The following is a 17583-nucleotide window of genomic DNA, read 5'->3' on the forward strand; positions in this document are numbered from 1 at the left end:
CAAACCGACAAAGACAAAGGTGTACGCCTTCGAGTGGAGCGGGAACAAAATGACCAAGAAATGACGACCACAAAGGTCTCGTTTGCTTAACCCCGAAACAGTTAATCTATATGAAAGAAAAAAAGCCTTATCAGACAGAGTACAGGGAGGCAGAGGAGCGTAAACCTCCTTCCGCCAAAGTCATACATGATGCTATTTTTAAAGAAGCAATCTCAGAACTTTCCCGTTCATCCTCGGCATTATTCTGGTCAGGACTTGCAGCCGGATTATCTATGGGATTTTCTATGATTTCAGAAGGCTTGTTAAAGGCATATTTACCTGATGCCGATTGGAGCTTCCTGGTTTCTAACCTCGGCTATAGCGTAGGCTTTGTTATTGTGATTATGGGAAGGCAGCAGTTGTTCACAGAAAATACGCTAACACCAATATTACCTCTTCTGGAAAAAAAAAGCTATAGGACGCTTTTAAACGTCCTACGCCTATGGGGAATTGTTCTTGTTGCTAATTTAGTAGGAGCTGCTATTGTAGCTTACGTGGCTGCCCGTACAGAGGTTTTTGACCCGCACGTACAAAAGGCCTTTGCAGAAATTGGAAGTACTGCAATGGACCCTGGGTTTGAAACGACCTTGCTACGGGGTATATTTGCCGGATGGCTCATCGCATTGATTGTTTGGCTTATACCATACGAGAAAACTACAGGTTTTTGGGTAATAGTGATTTTGTCATATATTATTGGAATCGGACATTTTAGTCATGTAATAGCAGGCTCTGTGGAAACTTTTACTCTGGCTTTTATGAACAAGGTAGGATGGTGGTCCGTCCTCGGCAACTATACACTACCTGCCCTTATCGGAAACATTATAGGGGGCGTAATGATTGTGGCAGGAATTAATCACGCTCAGGTAAAATCAGATAATTAAAAAAAACTCCTGGCAAACTAAAAGGCTACAGTTCTTTAAAGTTAATGGTAAAGAAGTCATTCTAAAAAATCACTCCCAAAGACAAAAATTACATTTAACACAATTTTTATGTAATTAAATTTTCAAGCTATTTAATTTGTAAAAGCGTTTAATACTCAATCAAATTAAGCTTAAATCAGAAATAACTTCTAACCAAATAATCTAAAAATGGAAAATAATCAAAACAACAAAAAGCCTTACATAAAGTTTTTTTTAATGATAGCAACTTCAATGATTGCCATGTTCTTTCTGATGTATGCACATTCTTACCAAATTATAGATCATTTTTGGTATAGTGAAACCAGATTGTTTATGACAATGATCATGGGAGGGGCAATGATCATTATTATGTTATTGTATATGCTCAACATGTACAAAAACAAAAAAGCTAATATGCTCACTCTTGCTTTCGGAGTTATACTAATAGGTGGTTCGATATGGCTGGTACGAAGCCAGGTAACTGTTTCAGATACAGATTACATGGAAGGCATGATACCTCACCATTCAATCGCAATTTTAACCAGCGAACGTTCTCAAATAGAAGATGTTAGGGTAAGAGAGCTTGCAGATAAAATCATTAAGGCGCAGCGTAGGGAGATCATGGAAATGCAATGGCTAATAAATGACATAAGAGAAAACGGCATAGTAGAAACAGAGGAAGAAAAAAAGGAACGTCCGGTTCCAGATTTTGAAGGTACGGTCGAGAAAGAGACCATAGATCTATATGAATAACTAAATTCTTGCTAAATCGGCTAATCTTCTTAAATCACGTTTATAACTTTAAATGAGAACCTCCAGCACCTTGTGGGGCGAAGCTGACTAATGTTCAAAACCAACTTTTCGTGAAAATAGCCAATGGATTTTTTGCAGTAATTTTTCTTGTTTCTGCCGCTATACAACACAACGACCCGGATCCACTTTTATGGATGTCAATATATGGCTACGGTGCACTGATCTGTACCCTGGCGATTTTCCGGAAGGATAGTAGGATTTTACATTATGCAGGCCTGGCCGTTTTCGTTTCTTACGCTGTGTATTTGTTTTTTATTCATAACGGCGTCTACACCTGGTTCAGCTTGCATTCTGCAGAAAATATCACCGGATCAATGTCAGATGAAAAACCATGGATTGAAGCCACCCGGGAATTTTTCGGGCTTCTTATTCTCAGTTTTGCCCTTTTATTAAACCTGATCTTTCGAAAACAGAGAAAAGGCTCTACCTCTTCCTATAGCTGAAATTAAGATAAATACAACAGAGGATGAAGATTAGATTTCTTATATTAAAAAGGCATTGGCACATCGAACTGCAACCAAAAATTTAATCACAATGAAACAGCCACAAAAACTACTGCTAGATTGGATCGCTGAGGTTTGTTCTTCAGAAGAAGTAAAATGGCTTGAGGAGGAAGAAAAAAAGTTCAGATCTCAAGGAAATGAGAGGGATCTGGTATTAGCTTTTTCTAAGGTTCCTCGAAAAATTACCCGAAAAGATCTGAATATTGGGCCTGAAGAAACCTTTAAGGCGCAAACGCTGAAAAAGAATTGGCATCCGGAGAATCTTGATTCAGAGCAGGCGGCAAGAATTCTGCTTCTGCTTTCTTTTGCGTCAGAGAAGCCGGAAGAATTTTCAGGTACAGTTGAAAAATTGTTGGAAACTGCAGATCTAAATGAACAAATCACTATTTATTCAGCTCTACCATTGTTTCCTAATCCTGAAAGATTTCTCCAAATAGCTTACAGCGGTACCCGTTCTAATGCTACCTCTGTCTTTGACACCATTACATTGGAAAATCCTTATCCTTATGAACATTTTTCAGAAGAAGCTTATAATCGGCTGGTACTTAAAGCCGCTTTTATGGAGAGGCCTTTTTGGAAAATTGTCGGCATCCCCGAACGTGCCAATCCGGTACTTGCTGAGTTACTGCTGGATTTGGTCTCAGAAAGATGGTCTGCCGGCAGGGAGTTTAATCCACTCGTCTGGCGATTAATTACTCCTGCCTTAACTGAAAATCGCTTTCGGGAATTTAAAACAAGGGCAAAACAAATGGATCCCATAAATGAAGAAGCTGTTGTTCTTGCTTATGAGCAACATAAAAATTCTTCAACTCCGGATTCCCGAAAGTGGGAAGAATTACTTGAAAAATGGGAAACTCAAATACACACCTAAATATTGACATATGAAATTTATAGATCCACACATTCACATGACATCCCGAACTACAGATGACTACAGCCGTATGCGCGAGGCAGGAATTGTAGCTATAATTGAACCTTCTTTTTGGCTTGGCCAGTTACGAACAAATGTTGGCACATTTAAAGACTATTACAGTAGCCTTATAGGCTGGGAAAGGTTCAGGGCGAGTCAGTTCGGGATCAAACACTATTGCACCATCGGCCTTAATTCAAAGGAAGCCAATAATGAAGAACTGGCAGAACAAGTGATGGATCTGCTGCCCCGGTTTGCTCTCAAGGAAGGTGTTGTGGGAATAGGGGAAATAGGATTTGACGAACAAACAAAAGCAGAAGAAAAATACTTCAGAAAACAGCTGGACCTGGCAAAAGAGCTGGAACTACCGGTGCAGATCCATACACCGCACAGGGACAAGAAAAAAGGTACTTCTTTAAGCATGGATATATGCCTGGAGCATGGACTTGACCCGGAATGGGTAGTAATAGACCACAACAACGAAGAGACAGTCAAAGAAGTTCTGGACAGAGGTTTTTGGGCAGGGTTTACTATATATCCCAACACCAAAATGGGAAATGAACGTATGGTGGAGGTTGTGAAGCAATACGGTTCAAAGAATATATTCATAAACAGTGCCGCCGACTGGGGGATTAGTGATCCTCTCGCAGTCCCAAAAACAGCTGCCCTAATGCAAAGAAGAGGTATTGATCAAAAGGATATTGAAAAGGTAACCTACGGCAATGCACTGGTTGCATTTGGACGCAGCGGACAAATGAAAGAAGAGGACTGGGAAACAGAAAAAGAAATTGATCTCAATGCTAAATTCTCGGGGAATTCGGTTCTACGTGGGGAACAAATTCCGACTTCTCAATCTAACGAAGAGGACATCCTAATAAAGTAGAATAAATGTTGCCATACCTGAAGCTAATGAGGCCTGCAAATATCATAACCGCTTTTGCAGATATACTTGCGGGATCATCAATCGTTGCCGGAGGTTTAATCGTGTTTTATAGTGCAGATCTCTACCTGTTATTGTTGGCGACAGCAGGCTTGTATGGTGGCGGGGTAGTCCTGAACGATTATTTTGATGCCGAAATAGATCAACAGGAACGACCGGAACGGCCTATTCCAAGTGGACAGGTAACCAAAAGCGAGGCTTTGACCCTGGGAGTGGTGCTTTTTCTGATAGGAATAGCAGCTTCTTTTGTGGTTAATGTAGTTTCAGGGTTTTTGGCAGTGGCTATTGCAGTTTTAGCCACCGCTTATGACGCCAAAGGGAAACATATTGATTGGATAGGCCCCATAAATATGGGGCTTTGCAGGGGTTTAAATCTCCTCCTGGGAATGTCAATACTTCCTGCTATCACCGCGGAAAACTGGTACCTGCTATTCATTCCGGTAATTTACATTGCAGCCATAACCTCCATTAGCAAAGGTGAGGTTACAGGTTCTACCCGGAAACCCTTATATGTGGCAGCTTTTTTTTATCTTTTGGTCATTACAGCTATTGCATATTTGGGATATGAATCAGAAGCCAGCGACTTCTTTTCCACTGTTCTGTTTGTAATACTGTTTGCAGCTCTTATCCTGCCTCCCCTTGTTCGGGCTATTAAAGAACCTTCAGCTAAAAAAATACGCCTGGCTGTAAAAGTGGGGATTATCTCCCTGATTGTTATGAACGCAGCCATTGCGGCTTCCTCAGCAGGTCTTTTTTTTGGGCTTGTGGTGTTGACTCTTTTACCCTTTTCTTTCCTGACCGGAAAATTGTTCCCGGTCACTTAAAACCTTGTTATGAATACCAAAATAAGTGCTCAAAAAACAAACATCCGGCAAAGCTTCACTCTACCTGTAGCCTATGACGTGTATTTTACCGAAGATCTTTTTGCCCCTGCAAATCCCACTTTTAAGCAGGTATTCAGTCGAAAGACAGAAAAAAAGTTAAAGCTCTTATTTGTGGTTGACAGTGGTTTACTTGAAAAAACACCGGGCCTTCAGGAAAAAATCAGGACTTACTGCGAAGATATTTTACAACTCGAGGACCTTCCCGATCCCATCATTCTACCGGGTGGCGAAGAGAGCAAGAACAATTTAGATCACGTTACTTCTGTTCTGGATCAAATTAATAAATATGGCATTTCCAGGCATTCGTTCGTAGTAGCTATTGGAGGAGGCGCCGTGCTCGATGCCGCAGGATTTGCAGCAGGCATTGCGCATCGCGGAGTAAGGCTGATAAGAGTTCCCACCACTGTTTTATCCCAGAATGATTCGGGCGTGGGCGTCAAAAATGGAATAAACTGGTACAACAAAAAGAATTTCCTGGGAACCTTCACCCCTCCCTTCGCTGTCATCAATGATCAGCAGTTTTTACGAACTTTAGAAGAAAGAGACTGGCGAGGCGGCATTTCTGAAGCCGTGAAAGTGGCTCTTATTAAAGACAGGAATTTTTTTGACTGGATTAAGAATGACACCGAAAGACTGGTCAACCGGGATAATGAAAGTATGCAGTACCTCATTTACAGATGTGCAGAGCTTCATTTAAAACATATCTCTTCGGGAGATGCATTTGAAACAGGCTCCTCCCGGCCTCTTGATTTTGGCCACTGGGCAGCTCATAAACTGGAACAGTTCACCAATTACTCCTTAAGACACGGGGAAGCTGTTGCTATAGGAATCGCTCTGGATTGTGTCTATTCATGGAAGACCGGCTTGATAAAAAAATCTACTTGTGACGAGGTGCTTCAATTACTTTGGAATCTGGGTTTCAGATTATATACGCCGGAATTACTTCGATCCGAAGGAAAAGAATTTGAGGTGCTCGAAGGCCTTCAGGAATTTCGGGAACATTTAGGCGGGGACCTCACTATTATGCTTCTTGAAGAAATCGGCGTGGGGAAAGAGGTACATCAAATAGATCAGGAGAAAATGAAAGAATCCATCCTTTTTCTTGAGAAGGAAGATCAAAAAATTGGGGCATCTTGAAATACAAAAACTACCATCTTACCTACTGTACCAATGTGCATCCCGCGGAAGACTGGGCAACCACGTTCTCACAGCTAAAGAAGCATGTCCTGCCTTTAAAGGAAAGATTATCACCCGAGACACCCTTTGGCATCGGCCTGAGATTGTCGGCAAAAGCTGCAGCCGGTCTCCTGGAAAATAACGGGCTGGGAGAATTTCAAAAATGGCTTAAGGAAAATGATCTGTACGTATTCACCATGAATGGCTTCCCTTACGGCGCTTTTCACGCCACGCATGTTAAGGAAAAGGTACATGACCCCGACTGGAGCACTAAGGAAAGAATAAAATATACCAGGGACCTTATCCATATTTTGGCCAGGCTTTTACCTGCGGAAATTAGTTCAGGCAGCATTTCAACATCTCCCGTATCTTACAGGTTTACTCAGAAAAATATTAAAAATAATAAGGAGACTGAACAGAAGATCACTGAAAATTTCGCTGCTGTTGTGGAGCTGCTTTTTCAGCTGAAGGAAAGTACAGGTACAGAGATTCATCTGGATATAGAACCCGAACCGGATGGAATGGTAGAAAGTTCAGCCGAGGCGGTAGCATTCTTTGAATATTTAGTACAGGATGTTGGGATGCTTCTACAAAAAAAGCTCAGGGTCCCGGCGGAAAAAGCACATGCCATCATTTTGGATCATCTTAGGATCTGCTATGATGTTTGCCATTCTGCCCTTCTTTATGAGGAACCATCTGAAGTCATGGCAAATTTTGAGAAAGCAGGAATAAAGATTGGAAAAATCCAAATAAGTTCAGCCTTGAAGATCGCTATTCCCCTGGAGCAACCTGAGCGGAAAAAAATTCAGGACCGTTTGACAGCTTTTGCAGATTCTGTTTATTTACATCAGGTAGTGGGTTTACTACCCGACGGTTCTTTTGAACGTTATAAAGATCTCCCGGCTGCCTTAGAAAGTTTGCCCGTGACCCATTCCACCGAATGGCGAATTCATTTCCACGTTCCCATTTTTGCTGCGGAATATGATGGGATCTGCTCTACCCGGCAACAAATAGAAAGGGTTTTCTCCCTACCAAACCTGAAGGAGATCACTTCTCATCTTGAGATAGAGACCTACACCTGGGATGTATTGCCCGAAAAGAATCAAAGCTCTTTAACCGAATCTATTGCCCATGAATATCGTTGGGTGCTAAGCAACCTGTAAAAAAATGAAAAAAACAGTCGTTATTAATGTAGTTGGACTTTCAAAGAATTTAGTGGGAGACAAAACACCTTTCTTAAAAGGGTGGGCAGGAAAAAAACACGTAAGAGCTATAGATCCGGTACTTCCCGCTGTTACGTGTAGCGCCCAGGCTACTTACCTTACAGGGAAATATCCTGAAGAGACAGGGATTGTAGGAAATGGCTGGTTTTTTAAAGAGGAAAATGAAGTGAAATTCTGGAGGCAACCCAACCAGCTTGTACAAAGCGAAAAGATTTGGGAAACGCTGAAGAAAAAAGATTCGGATTTCACCTGTGCAAATTTTTTCTGGTGGTATAATATGTATTCTTCTGTGGACTACTCGATCACCCCTCGCCCCATGTATCCTGCAGACGGCAGGAAAATTCCGGATATCTATACCTTCCCCTCCCATTTAAGAGAAGATCTCCAGAAGGAATTAGGACAATTCCCTCTGTTCAAATTCTGGGGCCCTGCCACCTCAATTGAGGCTTCAAAATGGATCGCCCGTGCCTCGAAGATGGTCGATGCACAAAATGATCCCACTTTGACTCTCATTTATATTCCACACCTGGATTATAATTTTCAGCGCCTGGATTCACATCATCCCAATATTGACAAAGACCTGAAACAGGTGGACGAAATTTGTCAGGACCTTATCAACTACTATGAATCTAAAGGTGCTGAAGTAATTTTACTTTCTGAATATGGAATAACTGAAGTAGAACGTCCTGTTTATATCAACAAACTGCTAAGGGAAAAAAACTGTATCGCTGTCAGGGAGGAACTGGGTTATGATGTTTTTGATGCTGGCGCCAGTGAAGCTTTTGCTGTTTGTGATCACCAGCTCGCCCACATTTACGTCAGGGACAAAAGCAGGATTTCTGAAATAGGAAAACTGCTAGGGGAGCTACCCGGAATTGAAAAGTTAATTACAGGAGAAGAGAAAAAGGAGTATCACCTGGATCATGAACGTGCCGGAGATATTATTGCTATTGCCGACAAGGATTCCTGGTTTTGTTACTATTACTGGCTGGATGACAAAAAAGCTCCTGACTACGCCCGAACAGTCGACATTCACCGGAAGCCGGGATATGACCCTGCCGAGCTTTTTATCGATCCTGACATAAAATTCCCCAAGCTGAAAATAGGTCTGAAATTACTACGGAAAAAGATGGGCTTCCGGACACTCATGGATGTAGTTCCGTTAAAGCCTGAGCTGGTAAAAGGTTCCCACGGCCGCCGTCCTGAATCAACCGGGGATTGGCCGATCTTCATTTCTTCTTCTAAGGGAAAAGAAGCAACCTTAAAACCTGTGGCTGTCTTTGACGAGATTAGATCCGCGGTACTTTCAGAATGAACTAGCTCATCACATAAAGCTAACTTTATTTAAGGAGCAACCATTTTAAAAACCTTGCCGGTAGTACCTATAGGGCCTTCTTCATCGGTTGTAAGAATAAACATTTCTCCTTCCTTGTTCTGACCGAAAGACAATAAATAATGGCCGATTGAAGTAGAGTTGGTCTGAGCAATTTTCAGCTCTTGAAAATCCCACATGCCGGTCTCTTTTGGAGTTGAAACGAACACGGCTCCCGCAGGTTTTCCATGATGCTGCGTCCAGGTGCCAAAAATGTACTTTCCGTCCATATTTCTAAGGTCTTCACCCCTGTAAACATAACCTCCTATGACGACCAGGCCTTTGCCTCCATGGTCGGTCCCGCCTTGTTTAAATTCAATCACAGGACTTATTAAAGGGTTGCCCATCTTATCTTTTTCGGGACATTTCTCCTTCTCTTTATCGTTATTATAGGCATTGAAGCAGTGTGTTCCTTCCATCACGTTCCATCCATAATTGCCACCTTTTGTGATCACACTTACTTCTTCCCAAAGTACCTGTCCTGCATCTCCCGCAATGAGATCATTGGTTCCTTTCATGTCAAACGAGAACCTGTACGGATTTCTGAGCCCGTAGGCGTAGATCTCGTCCATTCCCTCCTTATCTACAAAAGGATTGTCATCAGGAATATTATAAGGAGCATCTCCATTTACGTCAATTCTCAGGATACTGCCCAGCAGGTTTTGCTCTACATCCTGCCCATTACCACCGGCATTTTCCCCATACCAATCAGGTACATGTCCCATGTCGATATCATTTGCCCCACCACCATCGCCAAGGGCAATGTAGAGGTAATTGTCTGGCCCAAAGGCCAAAGTCCCAGCATTGTGATTATCCTGTGGCTGATCGACCTTCAGAATGATCTTTTCTGAAGCTTTGTCAGCCATATCGGGGTTATCCGGAGAGACCCTGAATTCTGAAATGTGGCTGGTATGATCCCAGTTCTCGGGACCATCCCCACTCAGGGGTGCACTATAATAGACGAAGAACCTGCCGTTTTCACTATAATTGGGGTGAAAAGCAAGTCCTAACAAACCTCGTTCTTCATGGGCATCTTTTAGTTCAACTATCTTATTTTTCAGATTTAAGAATGGTTCTTCCAAAAGTCCTTTTTGGGGAGTATGAATTCGGATCACCCCTACCTGGTCAACGATGAAATACCTTCCAGATTCATCAGGAGATTCAACAAATGCCACAGGGGAAACTAGATTATCTGCTACAACCTCCAGTCCTACCGATTCCTGCGAAAAAGTTGCGAAGGATATAGTTAATAAGCAGATTAAAGAGAAAAAGGATTTGATTTTCATAATGGTCTATTTTTAGTGGAATTCCTTGTTATCAATCTGTTAGCAAGGTACACAAAACCATATACAGCAGTGGTTAACAGGCTGTTAAAGACTGACATATGACTGTTAAGTCTATAAATACTAAATCGACATTTAACCGCTCTATTTAACTATGATTTAAACTTATCCTCTTATTAACTTTAAAGAGAGTAAAGTATTAGTTCTTCAATAGTATTTCTATCATTTTATTTTAAAAAAAAGAAGAATATTTGAATGTAATTTTATCCATGGCTATCTATAGTAAAAATCGATTCCGCTAGGAGAGACATTTTATTTTTAAGTTTTTTATTCAGAATAGAGGATATAATTGTTAATTATGACATATTTTTTAGCTTTCTTGATCCTGTTCCACGACCTGGTGCCAGCTAAGGCCCTCGCTTCTAAGCAAGCTCCCCAAAATACGCCTACGCTCAACCAACTCTTGTGAGTTTCTTTGAGTCAAACTGCGCGGTAAATCTTCATTGCCTGGGGAAACTTCAGCTTTAGGCAAGCTGCGGGAGAAATTTTTATCTAGATTTCGAAGAAAATCTGACAGAGAAGAACGCAAAATTTTCAATTCCTCCCGAAAATTTTCTCCCTTGTTAGATTTAAGAAGAATTGATAAAGCCTCATCTAATCTTGTGATATTAATACTGAACGAGTCTTTCACTTGGGACCGACTGTAGTAATGAACAACAGGATAAGCCTGATGACTTACGGAATGTTCGTCTACCTTCTCCTGAAGGTCAAGGATCTGTAGGTAACTATAGGGGGAATCTAGTCTAAGTAACTTATTTGCTATGGCCTGGGGGCTATTACCCAAATTATGGATGCTTTTCGCCAGGGTTCTTTTCTTTACCACAGCAGATGAAACTGAAAGAAAATAAGTCATCGAGCTGGTGAAAAAAATGAATCCAAAGAAGGAAAAGCAGCTCGTAACCAGTTCAAAAAAAGGCGATATAGGTTTAAAATTTCCCATCCCCAGAGTAGAAAGTATATATCCAGTAAAATAGAGCCGTTCCCAGAAATTTGCTACTCTGCCGCTACTGTTAGTAATATCCTCGGGGTTGGAAGAATAAACCAGGAAAAGTCCAAACCAAATCATAGAAAGCCATACTGCGAGGATCATGAGATTTATGAATAGCCCGTGATAGTTATAAAGCTTTCTCCCAAAAATCCCCACACAGAACTGTAGTATCCTATCTGATAAAATTGCCACATTTTCAGAAATAAAACCCGCCCCACTGGCGGAAAGAGTAGTGTAAAAGAAATCATGTATAGCTATTAATAGTATAATGAATCCAAGGATTAGCAATGTTTCTGACATTTTATTATTTATTTGTTTTTATCTATGTTATAATTTTTGAGAAGCCAATATAAATAGACCCTGAAATTCATCCTGAAATCCTACAAAAAAAAGAATCATTAGGTGAAATTTCTTTCTCTCCTTTAGAATCAACCTCTATTACAGGCTCACAGAAAACTTCTTCTGCTATCCACCATCCCAACTCTACAATTACTATTGAAGCGAAAATCAGACACCATAGCCGCTTATTCGCATCTCTCTCTCTTTTGAAATCCATAACGTAATTTGTATCAATTTTGAACAAATTAGTTATTATGGATTTCGCCCTGTTCTATTATTTTAGAAAATACATTCACTATCCCAGGATAATGGTAATTTAGATTGTAATGTCTTTGTCAAGGAACCATAGATTTTCATTATATGCTAAACCTTTGCAGCTCTAAGACGCCAAGCATTTGCTATTACCGCAACAGGGCTGCAATAGCCAAGGCAGCAATTATAGGTGAAAGAAGTATTACTAAAAATGACTACGGCAATCCTGCTGCAACTGGAATACCCAGGGTCTTGTTTTCAATAAGCTCGTTCAAAAAACATCCAGGTGGCATAAAAAACAACAGGAACAGATAGCCCTAAATGAACCCATTTCCGGTACTTTCAATCCATTAGCTCTAACAGTGGATTATCTGAAAACATTTCCTCAGACATCGCTGCTATTAAATTAGGAACGGTGAAGACAGTAGCAGTCAAGAACTTCTTCAGCAGTTTCTTAAGTCTTATCATCTCCATCCACACCTCCTTCCATAGGCACAAGATCCATCCCGCAAATTGGGCAGGAACCCATTTCATCCTCTACTGTTTTAGGATGCATGAGGGAGGTAAATCACTGAGGCATCTTTTGCGAAAACGGTACTTCCACAAGATTCACCCTACACACCGTGCAATCCCCGGGTTTGTTGTAGGTTTTTTCCTCCTCGCAGTACATTGGATAATAAAAGGTTCCAGATCCTCCCGTCGCTTTTTATGTATTTTCTTTAGACGGTTTTTTGGGTTTCTCTCCCGGCACAGTGATAGAATAAGTTCCTCCATCTTCCTCCAGCTTTTTCTGAAAGGTTTTAAGTGGAATATGTTTATCCATCTCTATCATCGCCTCTTCCTTTTCTAGGTCTACCGAAGCCTTTGTGACTCCTTCTACTTCATTTAAGGTTTTTTCGACACGGCTACGGCAGCCGTTGCAGGTCATCCCGTGAACAGCATAGGTATGCGTCATATTGTTTGAGAACTACCTTCATCCTCAAGTGGTAGAGCAATAGAATAGCTTCCTTTCGTTTCTTCCAGTGCCTGCTGTAGCTTTGCCACGGGCACATGCTGCTTCATCTCAATAACTGCCTGTTCATTCTGAAGGTTTACTTCAACATTAGATACTCCTTCAACTCCCTGCAAAGCTTTCTCCACCGTACTTCGGCAGCCGTTGCAGGTCATTCCTGATATTTTATATTTATGGGTCATTTAATTACGTTTTTAGTTAAAATAATTTACGCTACTATTCTGTAAAAGTAGAATTTGTATTTACTCATGGGAATGCATATCAGCTTCCCCTTCGTCAAACCTGTTTTTCAGAAAGAAAAATTCAGCAATAAAAATTAGAATAATAGAAGGAACCGCGACATAAATTATAAATATGTCAGTTTGAGATTTTACAATCAAGAAGGCAAGAAGAACAACAACATCAAGAATAATTGCTGTAATCAAAATAGCTGATTTTGCTTTTACTTCCTTTCTCAGATATCTCAAAACCCCCACATGAACGATTATATCCATGACCAGGTAGAAAATAGCACCCAAAGAAGCAATTCGGCTTAGGTCAAAGAATATGGTCAAGATAATTGCAATTACTACTATATATATCAGCATATGCCTTTGGATAGTTCCAGACATTCCAAGATGGCTATGGGGGATTAAATGCATATCTGTGAGCATTCCTGTCATCCGGGAAACTGCAAAAATACTGGCGATCACCCCGGAAACCGTTGCTATAATAGCAATTCCAACGGTAAAGATTAATCCAAAATCCCCGAACAGGGGCCGAGCAGCTTCCGCAAGCGAGTAATCTTTTGCTTCTATTATTTGAGTAATAGAAAGATTCGATCCTACAGCCAGAGCTACTAAAAAATAGATTACCACACAAGTTGATAAAGAAATTACTATGGCCCTACTAACATTTTTGTGAGGCTTTTCAATTTCACTCCCGCTATTGGTTATAGTAGTAAAACCTTTATATGCCAAAATAGATAAGGCAAGTGCAGCAACATAATCAACAATGCTGTTTTTGCGTTCTTCAGAAGGAACAGCCGCATCCAGATCCACCCCGGAAGCCCAAAGGGCTCCAGCTGCAAAAATAATTAAACCTCCAATTTTTAAAGCTGCCATATAAAGGGAGATTTTTCCAATTGCTTTATTTCCAAGAATATTTACAACAAAGGCTGTTATAAGCAATCCTACCCCTAAGGCTGGAACCCAGAAGCTTCTTTCCCCAGCATCAAATAGCTGCAAGGTGTAACTCCCAAATGTCCTGGCGACCAGGCTTTCATTAATAATCATAGAAAAGGCCATGAGCAAAGATGCGGCAGCTGTAATAGTTCCTTTGCCATACGCTTTTTGCAGGTACATAGCTATCCCTCCTGCTGAAGGATAAGCATTGGACATTTTAATATAAGAGTAGGCACTAAAACCGGAAATAATTCCTCCCAGGATAAAAGCATATGCAAAGTATTCCCCGGAGAGTTCGGCCACCTGCCCAAGGAGCGCAAAAATCCCTGCACCAATCATTACACCTGTTCCCATTGCCACCGCACCGGTAAGGGAAAGGCTGTTCTTTTTATATTCAGACATATAATTCTTTAAAAAAAATCAATCAACCTTCAATATAACTTCAAAAAAAGGAAATTCCGGGCTTTCATTTAATAAGCTGAATTCCTTTGACTATAAGTAGACCTGCATTTCCTCATTCTTCATCAGAACCGAAAAAAGTCCTTTCATTGAAATCCTCCTGGTTGTAAAAATTCCCTTGCGTATAACTGATTTCCTCCTTTTGTTTTGCGGAAAAAATTAGCAGAGTCTTCTTTTCATCTTCAATAGCGAGACTTTTTAAGTTTTTATAGGTGGGCAATGTTTTTAGTTTCTCAGCACTTACTTGTTCCTGAACAACAATTTTTTGTTTCTCTTGATTTAGTTCTGCTCTTCCTATGGGAATTAAAACATCCTTATCCTCTTTTACATTTATCTCTAATCCCACAACGAGGTATCTTATTCTTTTCTGGGTTTTGTCGAACAAAAAATCCTTCAGCTTTCCCACTCTTGTTCCAGTAGCATCAACTATCTGCCTTCCATAAATCCTGGAAAAATGATCATCAATTTTGTAGTCGCTGTTCTTAAGCTCTTCCAAATGTTCAAGTGGTGCAGAAATCTCATTAGGATCTCTTGAGGTACTTCTTTTTATATCCTGACCAACCTCATCATATTTCCACTTCTGTATCATTATTCTGTGTCTCGTCATATCTCAATTTTAAACGGGTTTAATTATTTCAACACATTTCATTTAAAACTAAACATTTTATTTTTCAAAGTAAAAATAGAATCCTTAATTTCCTTTTAAAATTCTAATCAGGGAGAAAGACATATTTTAGCCTTTGTAGTGTCTCTATTGAAGAATTTTTCGTGAAAATTAAATGATATTTACCAAGACTTTTTCACTTATTTTCCAATCTTTTTCTTCAGTAACTGCGCATTAATTGCAACAATAACTGTACTCAAACTCATAAACACGGCCCCAACGGCAGGTCCTAACACAAAACCTGTGGAATAAAGTACTCCGGCAGCTAATGGAATGGCTACAACGTTATAACCCGTTGCCCATACCAGGTTCTGAATCATCTTATCATAAGTAGCTTTTCCAAAAAGGATTAGATTGGCAATATCCTGAGGATTACTGTTGACCAGGATGATATCGGCAGTTTCTGCAGCCACATCTGTTCCCGAACCTACTGCAATACCAACGTTCGCCTGAGCCAAAGCCGGCGCATCATTAACCCCGTCACCGGTCATGGCCACAAATTCTCCCTTACTTTCCAATTCTTTAACTATTTCCACTTTTTGATGGGGTAAGACTTCTGCATAATATCCATCCAGACCGAGTTTGTCACTAACTGCTTTAGCGGTCCTCTCATTATCCCCTGTTGCCATAAAAACTTTAATATTGTTCTCTTTAAATATCCTGATGGCGTCTGCAGACTCGGGTCTAATCTCATCGGCAAGCGCGATATACCCGGCTAATTCACCGTTGATCAATACAAAAACCACAGTTTCGGCTGCATCGCTATAGGCATCTTCGGGGATGTTGATATTTTCATCCCGCAAGTATCCAGGACTTACTACTTTCACCTCTTTTCCCTCTACAGTGGCCTCGACTCCTTTGCCGGTAATGGCATTAAAGTTTTCTGGTTTTGGAATAGGGACTTTATCATCTTTTACTTTTTTGATGATCCCAACAGCAATAGGGTGTTCAGAACTCTGTTCTAACGCGCTGGAAAGCCTTAGAATCTCTTCCTTGGAGAATTTATCATTCACAGATTCGATACGGGTGACGCCGAAGTCCCCTTTAGTAAGGGTTCCGGTTTTATCAAAAAGTAAGGCGGTAATTTTTCGGGATTCTTCAAAAGCCGTTCGGTTACGAATTAACAATCCATTTTGGGCAGATACTGCTGTAGAAATTGCGACTACAAGTGGAATTGCCAGTCCTAGCGCATGGGGGCAGGCAATGACCATAACCGTCACCATTCTCTCAAGTGCGTACACAAAAGGAAAGCCTAAGATCAACCAAACCGCAAGAGTGCCAAAACCAATACCCAATGCTATGTAGGTCAACCATTTTGCGGCCCTGTCGGAAAGGTTTTGCATTTTGGATTTGGATTTTTGCGCTTCCTCCACCATAGTGATCACCTTATTGAGATAGCTATCCTTCCCGGTATGTTCGACTTTAGCCTTTAAGGATCCATTGCCGTTAATAGATCCACCAATTATTTTTTGATCTGTACTTTTCTTTACCGGTTTTGATTCCCCGGTAAGCATCGACTCATTCAGGTAGCTTTCACCCTCCACGATTATAGCATCTGCAGGCACTTTTTCACCAGGTTTAACAAGAATTATATCTCCTTTTTTTAGCGTATCCAGCTTTACATCTTCAATCTGATCTCCGTTTACCCGATGCGCTTCCGCAGGCATCATACTCACCAAAAGCTGTAAAGCTTTGGAAGCACCCAAAACAGATTTCATTTCAATCCAATGCCCTACCAGCATAATAGCAATAAGCGTAGCGAGTTCCCAGAAAAAGTCAACACCCTCGAGACCAAAGACCGTGGCAGAACTGTAGAGATAAGCCACTGTAATTGCCATAGAAATGAGGGTCATCATCCCTGGGGCAGCTTTTTTCACTTCAGACCAAAAGCCTTTCAAAAATGGCCAGCCTCCATAGAAGTAAACAACAGTCGAGAGGGCAAAAAGGATGTACTTATTTCCTGGTAGAAGATATTTGTACCCAAAGAAATCCTGGATCATTGGCGACAGAAAGAGGATTGGGATAGTTAAAACAAGAGTTACCCAAAAACGCTTCTTAAAATCTTCAATCATCATTTTATGGTGATCATGACCTGCATGGCCATGAGCGGGTTCATCATCGTCATGTTTCCCCCTGTCATGATCCATCATGTCCCGGTCCATCGCCTTATTGTGCCCATGTTTTGTTTTTTCAGCAAGGTCATCCTTTAAGTTAGCTTCTTCTTTTCTTGCTTCCCGCTTCGCTGAATTCTTTGACTCCTCCTTGTGTTCGTCGTGATGTTCCATAATTCCTGAATTTACTGGTTAATTTGTCTTAGTTTGGTTCGCATTGTTTCCGAAATATTTTCTGAATAGATACCGTATGCATCTACCAAAATCCCCCTGACCCCATAACGGGAAGAGATAGCAAATAATATACTGTTGTCATCTGTACTGCTCATTCCTTCAAATCTATATACTTCATTGACCAAAAAATCCTGTGGGTGTATCTCCAGCTTTAAAGAGGGGCACTCAAGACAGTGAGGCTTTAAATTAAAATCATATTTGTAACCTCTGGCCTGGAGGCCATTCACAGCTTCTGAAAGGGTGTCATAATTATTCATTT

The 17583-nt window shown here is 40.8% G+C and carries 19 protein-coding genes; 9 read left to right on the top strand and 10 right to left on the bottom strand.

Features of this window, described 5'->3' with window-relative positions:
- Window positions 1-110 precede the first annotated feature (110 nt).
- The 9 genes from RM549_RS17945 to RM549_RS17985 all read left to right on the top strand — a co-directional run bounded on the left by RM549_RS17945 (window position 111) and on the right by RM549_RS17985 (window position 8702).
- A complete protein-coding gene (locus tag RM549_RS17945) occupies window positions 111-920 on the top strand; it encodes a formate/nitrite transporter family protein (RefSeq protein WP_168137772.1) in 810 nt (269 codons plus the stop codon).
- A gap of 255 nt (window positions 921-1175) precedes the next feature.
- Window positions 1176-1691 (top strand): DUF305 domain-containing protein, encoded by a 516-nt coding sequence (locus tag RM549_RS17950; protein ID WP_311687350.1) that lies wholly within the window; start codon window positions 1176-1178, stop codon window positions 1689-1691.
- A gap of 110 nt (window positions 1692-1801) precedes the next feature.
- Window positions 1802-2194 carry a transmembrane 220 family protein gene (locus RM549_RS17955; RefSeq protein ID WP_265164179.1) on the top strand — a complete coding sequence of 131 codons (393 nt, stop codon included), beginning with the start codon at window positions 1802-1804 and terminating at the stop codon, window positions 2192-2194.
- Between the two features lie 91 nt (window positions 2195-2285).
- A complete protein-coding gene (locus RM549_RS17960; protein WP_265164180.1) occupies window positions 2286-3125 on the top strand; it encodes an EboA domain-containing protein in 840 nt (279 codons plus the stop codon).
- A gap of 10 nt (window positions 3126-3135) precedes the next feature.
- Window positions 3136-4047, top strand: a complete 912-nt coding sequence (locus RM549_RS17965; protein WP_265164181.1) for a TatD family hydrolase — start codon at window positions 3136-3138, stop codon at window positions 4045-4047.
- Window positions 4048-4052: 5 nt separating this feature from the next.
- Window positions 4053-4928, top strand: a complete 876-nt coding sequence (gene eboC / locus RM549_RS17970) for a UbiA-like protein EboC (RefSeq protein WP_265164182.1) — start codon at window positions 4053-4055, stop codon at window positions 4926-4928.
- Between the two features lie 9 nt (window positions 4929-4937).
- Window positions 4938-6125, top strand: a complete 1188-nt coding sequence (locus tag RM549_RS17975; RefSeq protein ID WP_265164183.1) for a 3-dehydroquinate synthase — start codon at window positions 4938-4940, stop codon at window positions 6123-6125.
- A complete protein-coding gene (eboE, locus tag RM549_RS17980) occupies window positions 6122-7327 on the top strand; it encodes a metabolite traffic protein EboE (protein WP_265164184.1) in 1206 nt (401 codons plus the stop codon). The genes RM549_RS17975 and eboE overlap by 4 nt, the downstream gene beginning before the upstream one ends.
- Window positions 7328-7331: 4 nt before the next feature.
- Window positions 7332-8702 carry an alkaline phosphatase family protein gene (locus RM549_RS17985; protein WP_311687356.1) on the top strand — a complete coding sequence of 457 codons (1371 nt, stop codon included), beginning with the start codon at window positions 7332-7334 and terminating at the stop codon, window positions 8700-8702.
- A gap of 29 nt (window positions 8703-8731) precedes the next feature.
- On the opposite strand, the gene RM549_RS17990 is transcribed toward RM549_RS17985, so the two are convergent.
- The 10 genes from RM549_RS17990 to RM549_RS18035 form a co-directional block, all read right to left on the bottom strand.
- Window positions 8732-10045, bottom strand: a complete 1314-nt coding sequence (locus tag RM549_RS17990) for a PQQ-dependent sugar dehydrogenase (protein ID WP_265164186.1) — start codon at window positions 10043-10045, stop codon at window positions 8732-8734.
- Window positions 10046-10412: 367 nt separating this feature from the next.
- Entirely contained in the window at window positions 10413-11390 is a 978-nt protein-coding gene (locus RM549_RS17995) for an ion channel (RefSeq protein WP_189602888.1), read from the bottom strand.
- Window positions 11391-11457: 67 nt separating this feature from the next.
- Complete coding sequence (locus RM549_RS18000; RefSeq protein WP_311687359.1) at window positions 11458-11646, bottom strand: hypothetical protein; 189 nt, start codon at window positions 11644-11646, stop codon at window positions 11458-11460.
- A 489-nt stretch (window positions 11647-12135) separates the two neighbouring features.
- Window positions 12136-12237 carry a heavy metal-binding domain-containing protein gene (locus tag RM549_RS18005; RefSeq protein ID WP_265164187.1) on the bottom strand — a complete coding sequence of 34 codons (102 nt, stop codon included), beginning with the start codon at window positions 12235-12237 and terminating at the stop codon, window positions 12136-12138.
- A gap of 150 nt (window positions 12238-12387) precedes the next feature.
- A complete protein-coding gene (locus tag RM549_RS18010; RefSeq protein ID WP_189602887.1) occupies window positions 12388-12636 on the bottom strand; it encodes a heavy-metal-associated domain-containing protein in 249 nt (82 codons plus the stop codon).
- Window positions 12633-12875 carry a heavy-metal-associated domain-containing protein gene (locus tag RM549_RS18015; RefSeq protein ID WP_189602886.1) on the bottom strand — a complete coding sequence of 81 codons (243 nt, stop codon included), beginning with the start codon at window positions 12873-12875 and terminating at the stop codon, window positions 12633-12635. Before RM549_RS18015 ends, RM549_RS18010 begins: the two co-directional genes overlap by 4 nt.
- Window positions 12876-12935: 60 nt before the next feature.
- On the bottom strand, window positions 12936-14258 hold the full coding sequence (locus RM549_RS18020; RefSeq protein WP_189602885.1) for an APC family permease: 1323 nt from the start codon (window positions 14256-14258) through the stop codon (window positions 12936-12938).
- 112 nt (window positions 14259-14370) lie between these two features.
- The gene (locus RM549_RS18025) at window positions 14371-14922 is read right to left on the bottom strand and encodes a PRC-barrel domain-containing protein (protein WP_189602884.1); all 552 of its coding nucleotides are present in this window, start codon (window positions 14920-14922) and stop codon (window positions 14371-14373) included.
- A 197-nt stretch (window positions 14923-15119) separates the two neighbouring features.
- Window positions 15120-17264 (bottom strand): copper-translocating P-type ATPase, encoded by a 2145-nt coding sequence (locus RM549_RS18030; RefSeq protein WP_189602883.1) that lies wholly within the window; start codon window positions 17262-17264, stop codon window positions 15120-15122.
- A gap of 11 nt (window positions 17265-17275) precedes the next feature.
- Window positions 17276-17581, bottom strand: a complete 306-nt coding sequence (locus tag RM549_RS18035) for a phosphoribosylpyrophosphate synthetase (protein ID WP_189602882.1) — start codon at window positions 17579-17581, stop codon at window positions 17276-17278.
- Window positions 17582-17583 lie beyond the last annotated feature (2 nt).

Origin of the sequence: Autumnicola patrickiae (assembly GCF_031846525.1) — a bacterium.
Classification (GTDB): domain Bacteria; phylum Bacteroidota; class Bacteroidia; order Flavobacteriales; family Flavobacteriaceae; genus Autumnicola; species Autumnicola patrickiae.

What these genes read in the sequence shown, in the direction of transcription:
- RM549_RS17975 (WP_265164183.1), top strand. Translation starts at nt 4,938, where the DNA reads ATGAATACCAAAATAAGTGCTCAAAAAACAAACATCCGGCAAAGCTTC.
- RM549_RS18015 (WP_189602886.1), bottom strand. Translation starts at nt 12,875, where the DNA reads ATGACCCATAAATATAAAATATCAGGAATGACCTGCAACGGCTGCCGA.
- RM549_RS17950 (WP_311687350.1), top strand. Translation starts at nt 1,176, where the DNA reads ATGATAGCAACTTCAATGATTGCCATGTTCTTTCTGATGTATGCACAT.
- RM549_RS17995 (WP_189602888.1), bottom strand. Translation starts at nt 11,390, where the DNA reads ATGTCAGAAACATTGCTAATCCTTGGATTCATTATACTATTAATAGCT.
- RM549_RS18010 (WP_189602887.1), bottom strand. Translation starts at nt 12,636, where the DNA reads ATGACGCATACCTATGCTGTTCACGGGATGACCTGCAACGGCTGCCGT.
- eboC (WP_265164182.1), top strand. Translation starts at nt 4,053, where the DNA reads ATGTTGCCATACCTGAAGCTAATGAGGCCTGCAAATATCATAACCGCT.
- RM549_RS17965 (WP_265164181.1), top strand. Translation starts at nt 3,136, where the DNA reads ATGAAATTTATAGATCCACACATTCACATGACATCCCGAACTACAGAT.
- RM549_RS17985 (WP_311687356.1), top strand. Translation starts at nt 7,332, where the DNA reads ATGAAAAAAACAGTCGTTATTAATGTAGTTGGACTTTCAAAGAATTTA.
- RM549_RS18005 (WP_265164187.1), bottom strand. Translation starts at nt 12,237, where the DNA reads ATGCATCCTAAAACAGTAGAGGATGAAATGGGTTCCTGCCCAATTTGC.
- RM549_RS17960 (WP_265164180.1), top strand. Translation starts at nt 2,286, where the DNA reads ATGAAACAGCCACAAAAACTACTGCTAGATTGGATCGCTGAGGTTTGT.
- RM549_RS18020 (WP_189602885.1), bottom strand. Translation starts at nt 14,258, where the DNA reads ATGTCTGAATATAAAAAGAACAGCCTTTCCCTTACCGGTGCGGTGGCA.
- RM549_RS18025 (WP_189602884.1), bottom strand. Translation starts at nt 14,922, where the DNA reads ATGACGAGACACAGAATAATGATACAGAAGTGGAAATATGATGAGGTT.
- RM549_RS18035 (WP_189602882.1), bottom strand. Translation starts at nt 17,581, where the DNA reads ATGAATAATTATGACACCCTTTCAGAAGCTGTGAATGGCCTCCAGGCC.
- RM549_RS18030 (WP_189602883.1), bottom strand. Translation starts at nt 17,264, where the DNA reads ATGGAACATCACGACGAACACAAGGAGGAGTCAAAGAATTCAGCGAAG.
- RM549_RS17945 (WP_168137772.1), top strand. Translation starts at nt 111, where the DNA reads ATGAAAGAAAAAAAGCCTTATCAGACAGAGTACAGGGAGGCAGAGGAG.
- RM549_RS17990 (WP_265164186.1), bottom strand. Translation starts at nt 10,045, where the DNA reads ATGAAAATCAAATCCTTTTTCTCTTTAATCTGCTTATTAACTATATCC.
- RM549_RS18000 (WP_311687359.1), bottom strand. Translation starts at nt 11,646, where the DNA reads ATGGATTTCAAAAGAGAGAGAGATGCGAATAAGCGGCTATGGTGTCTG.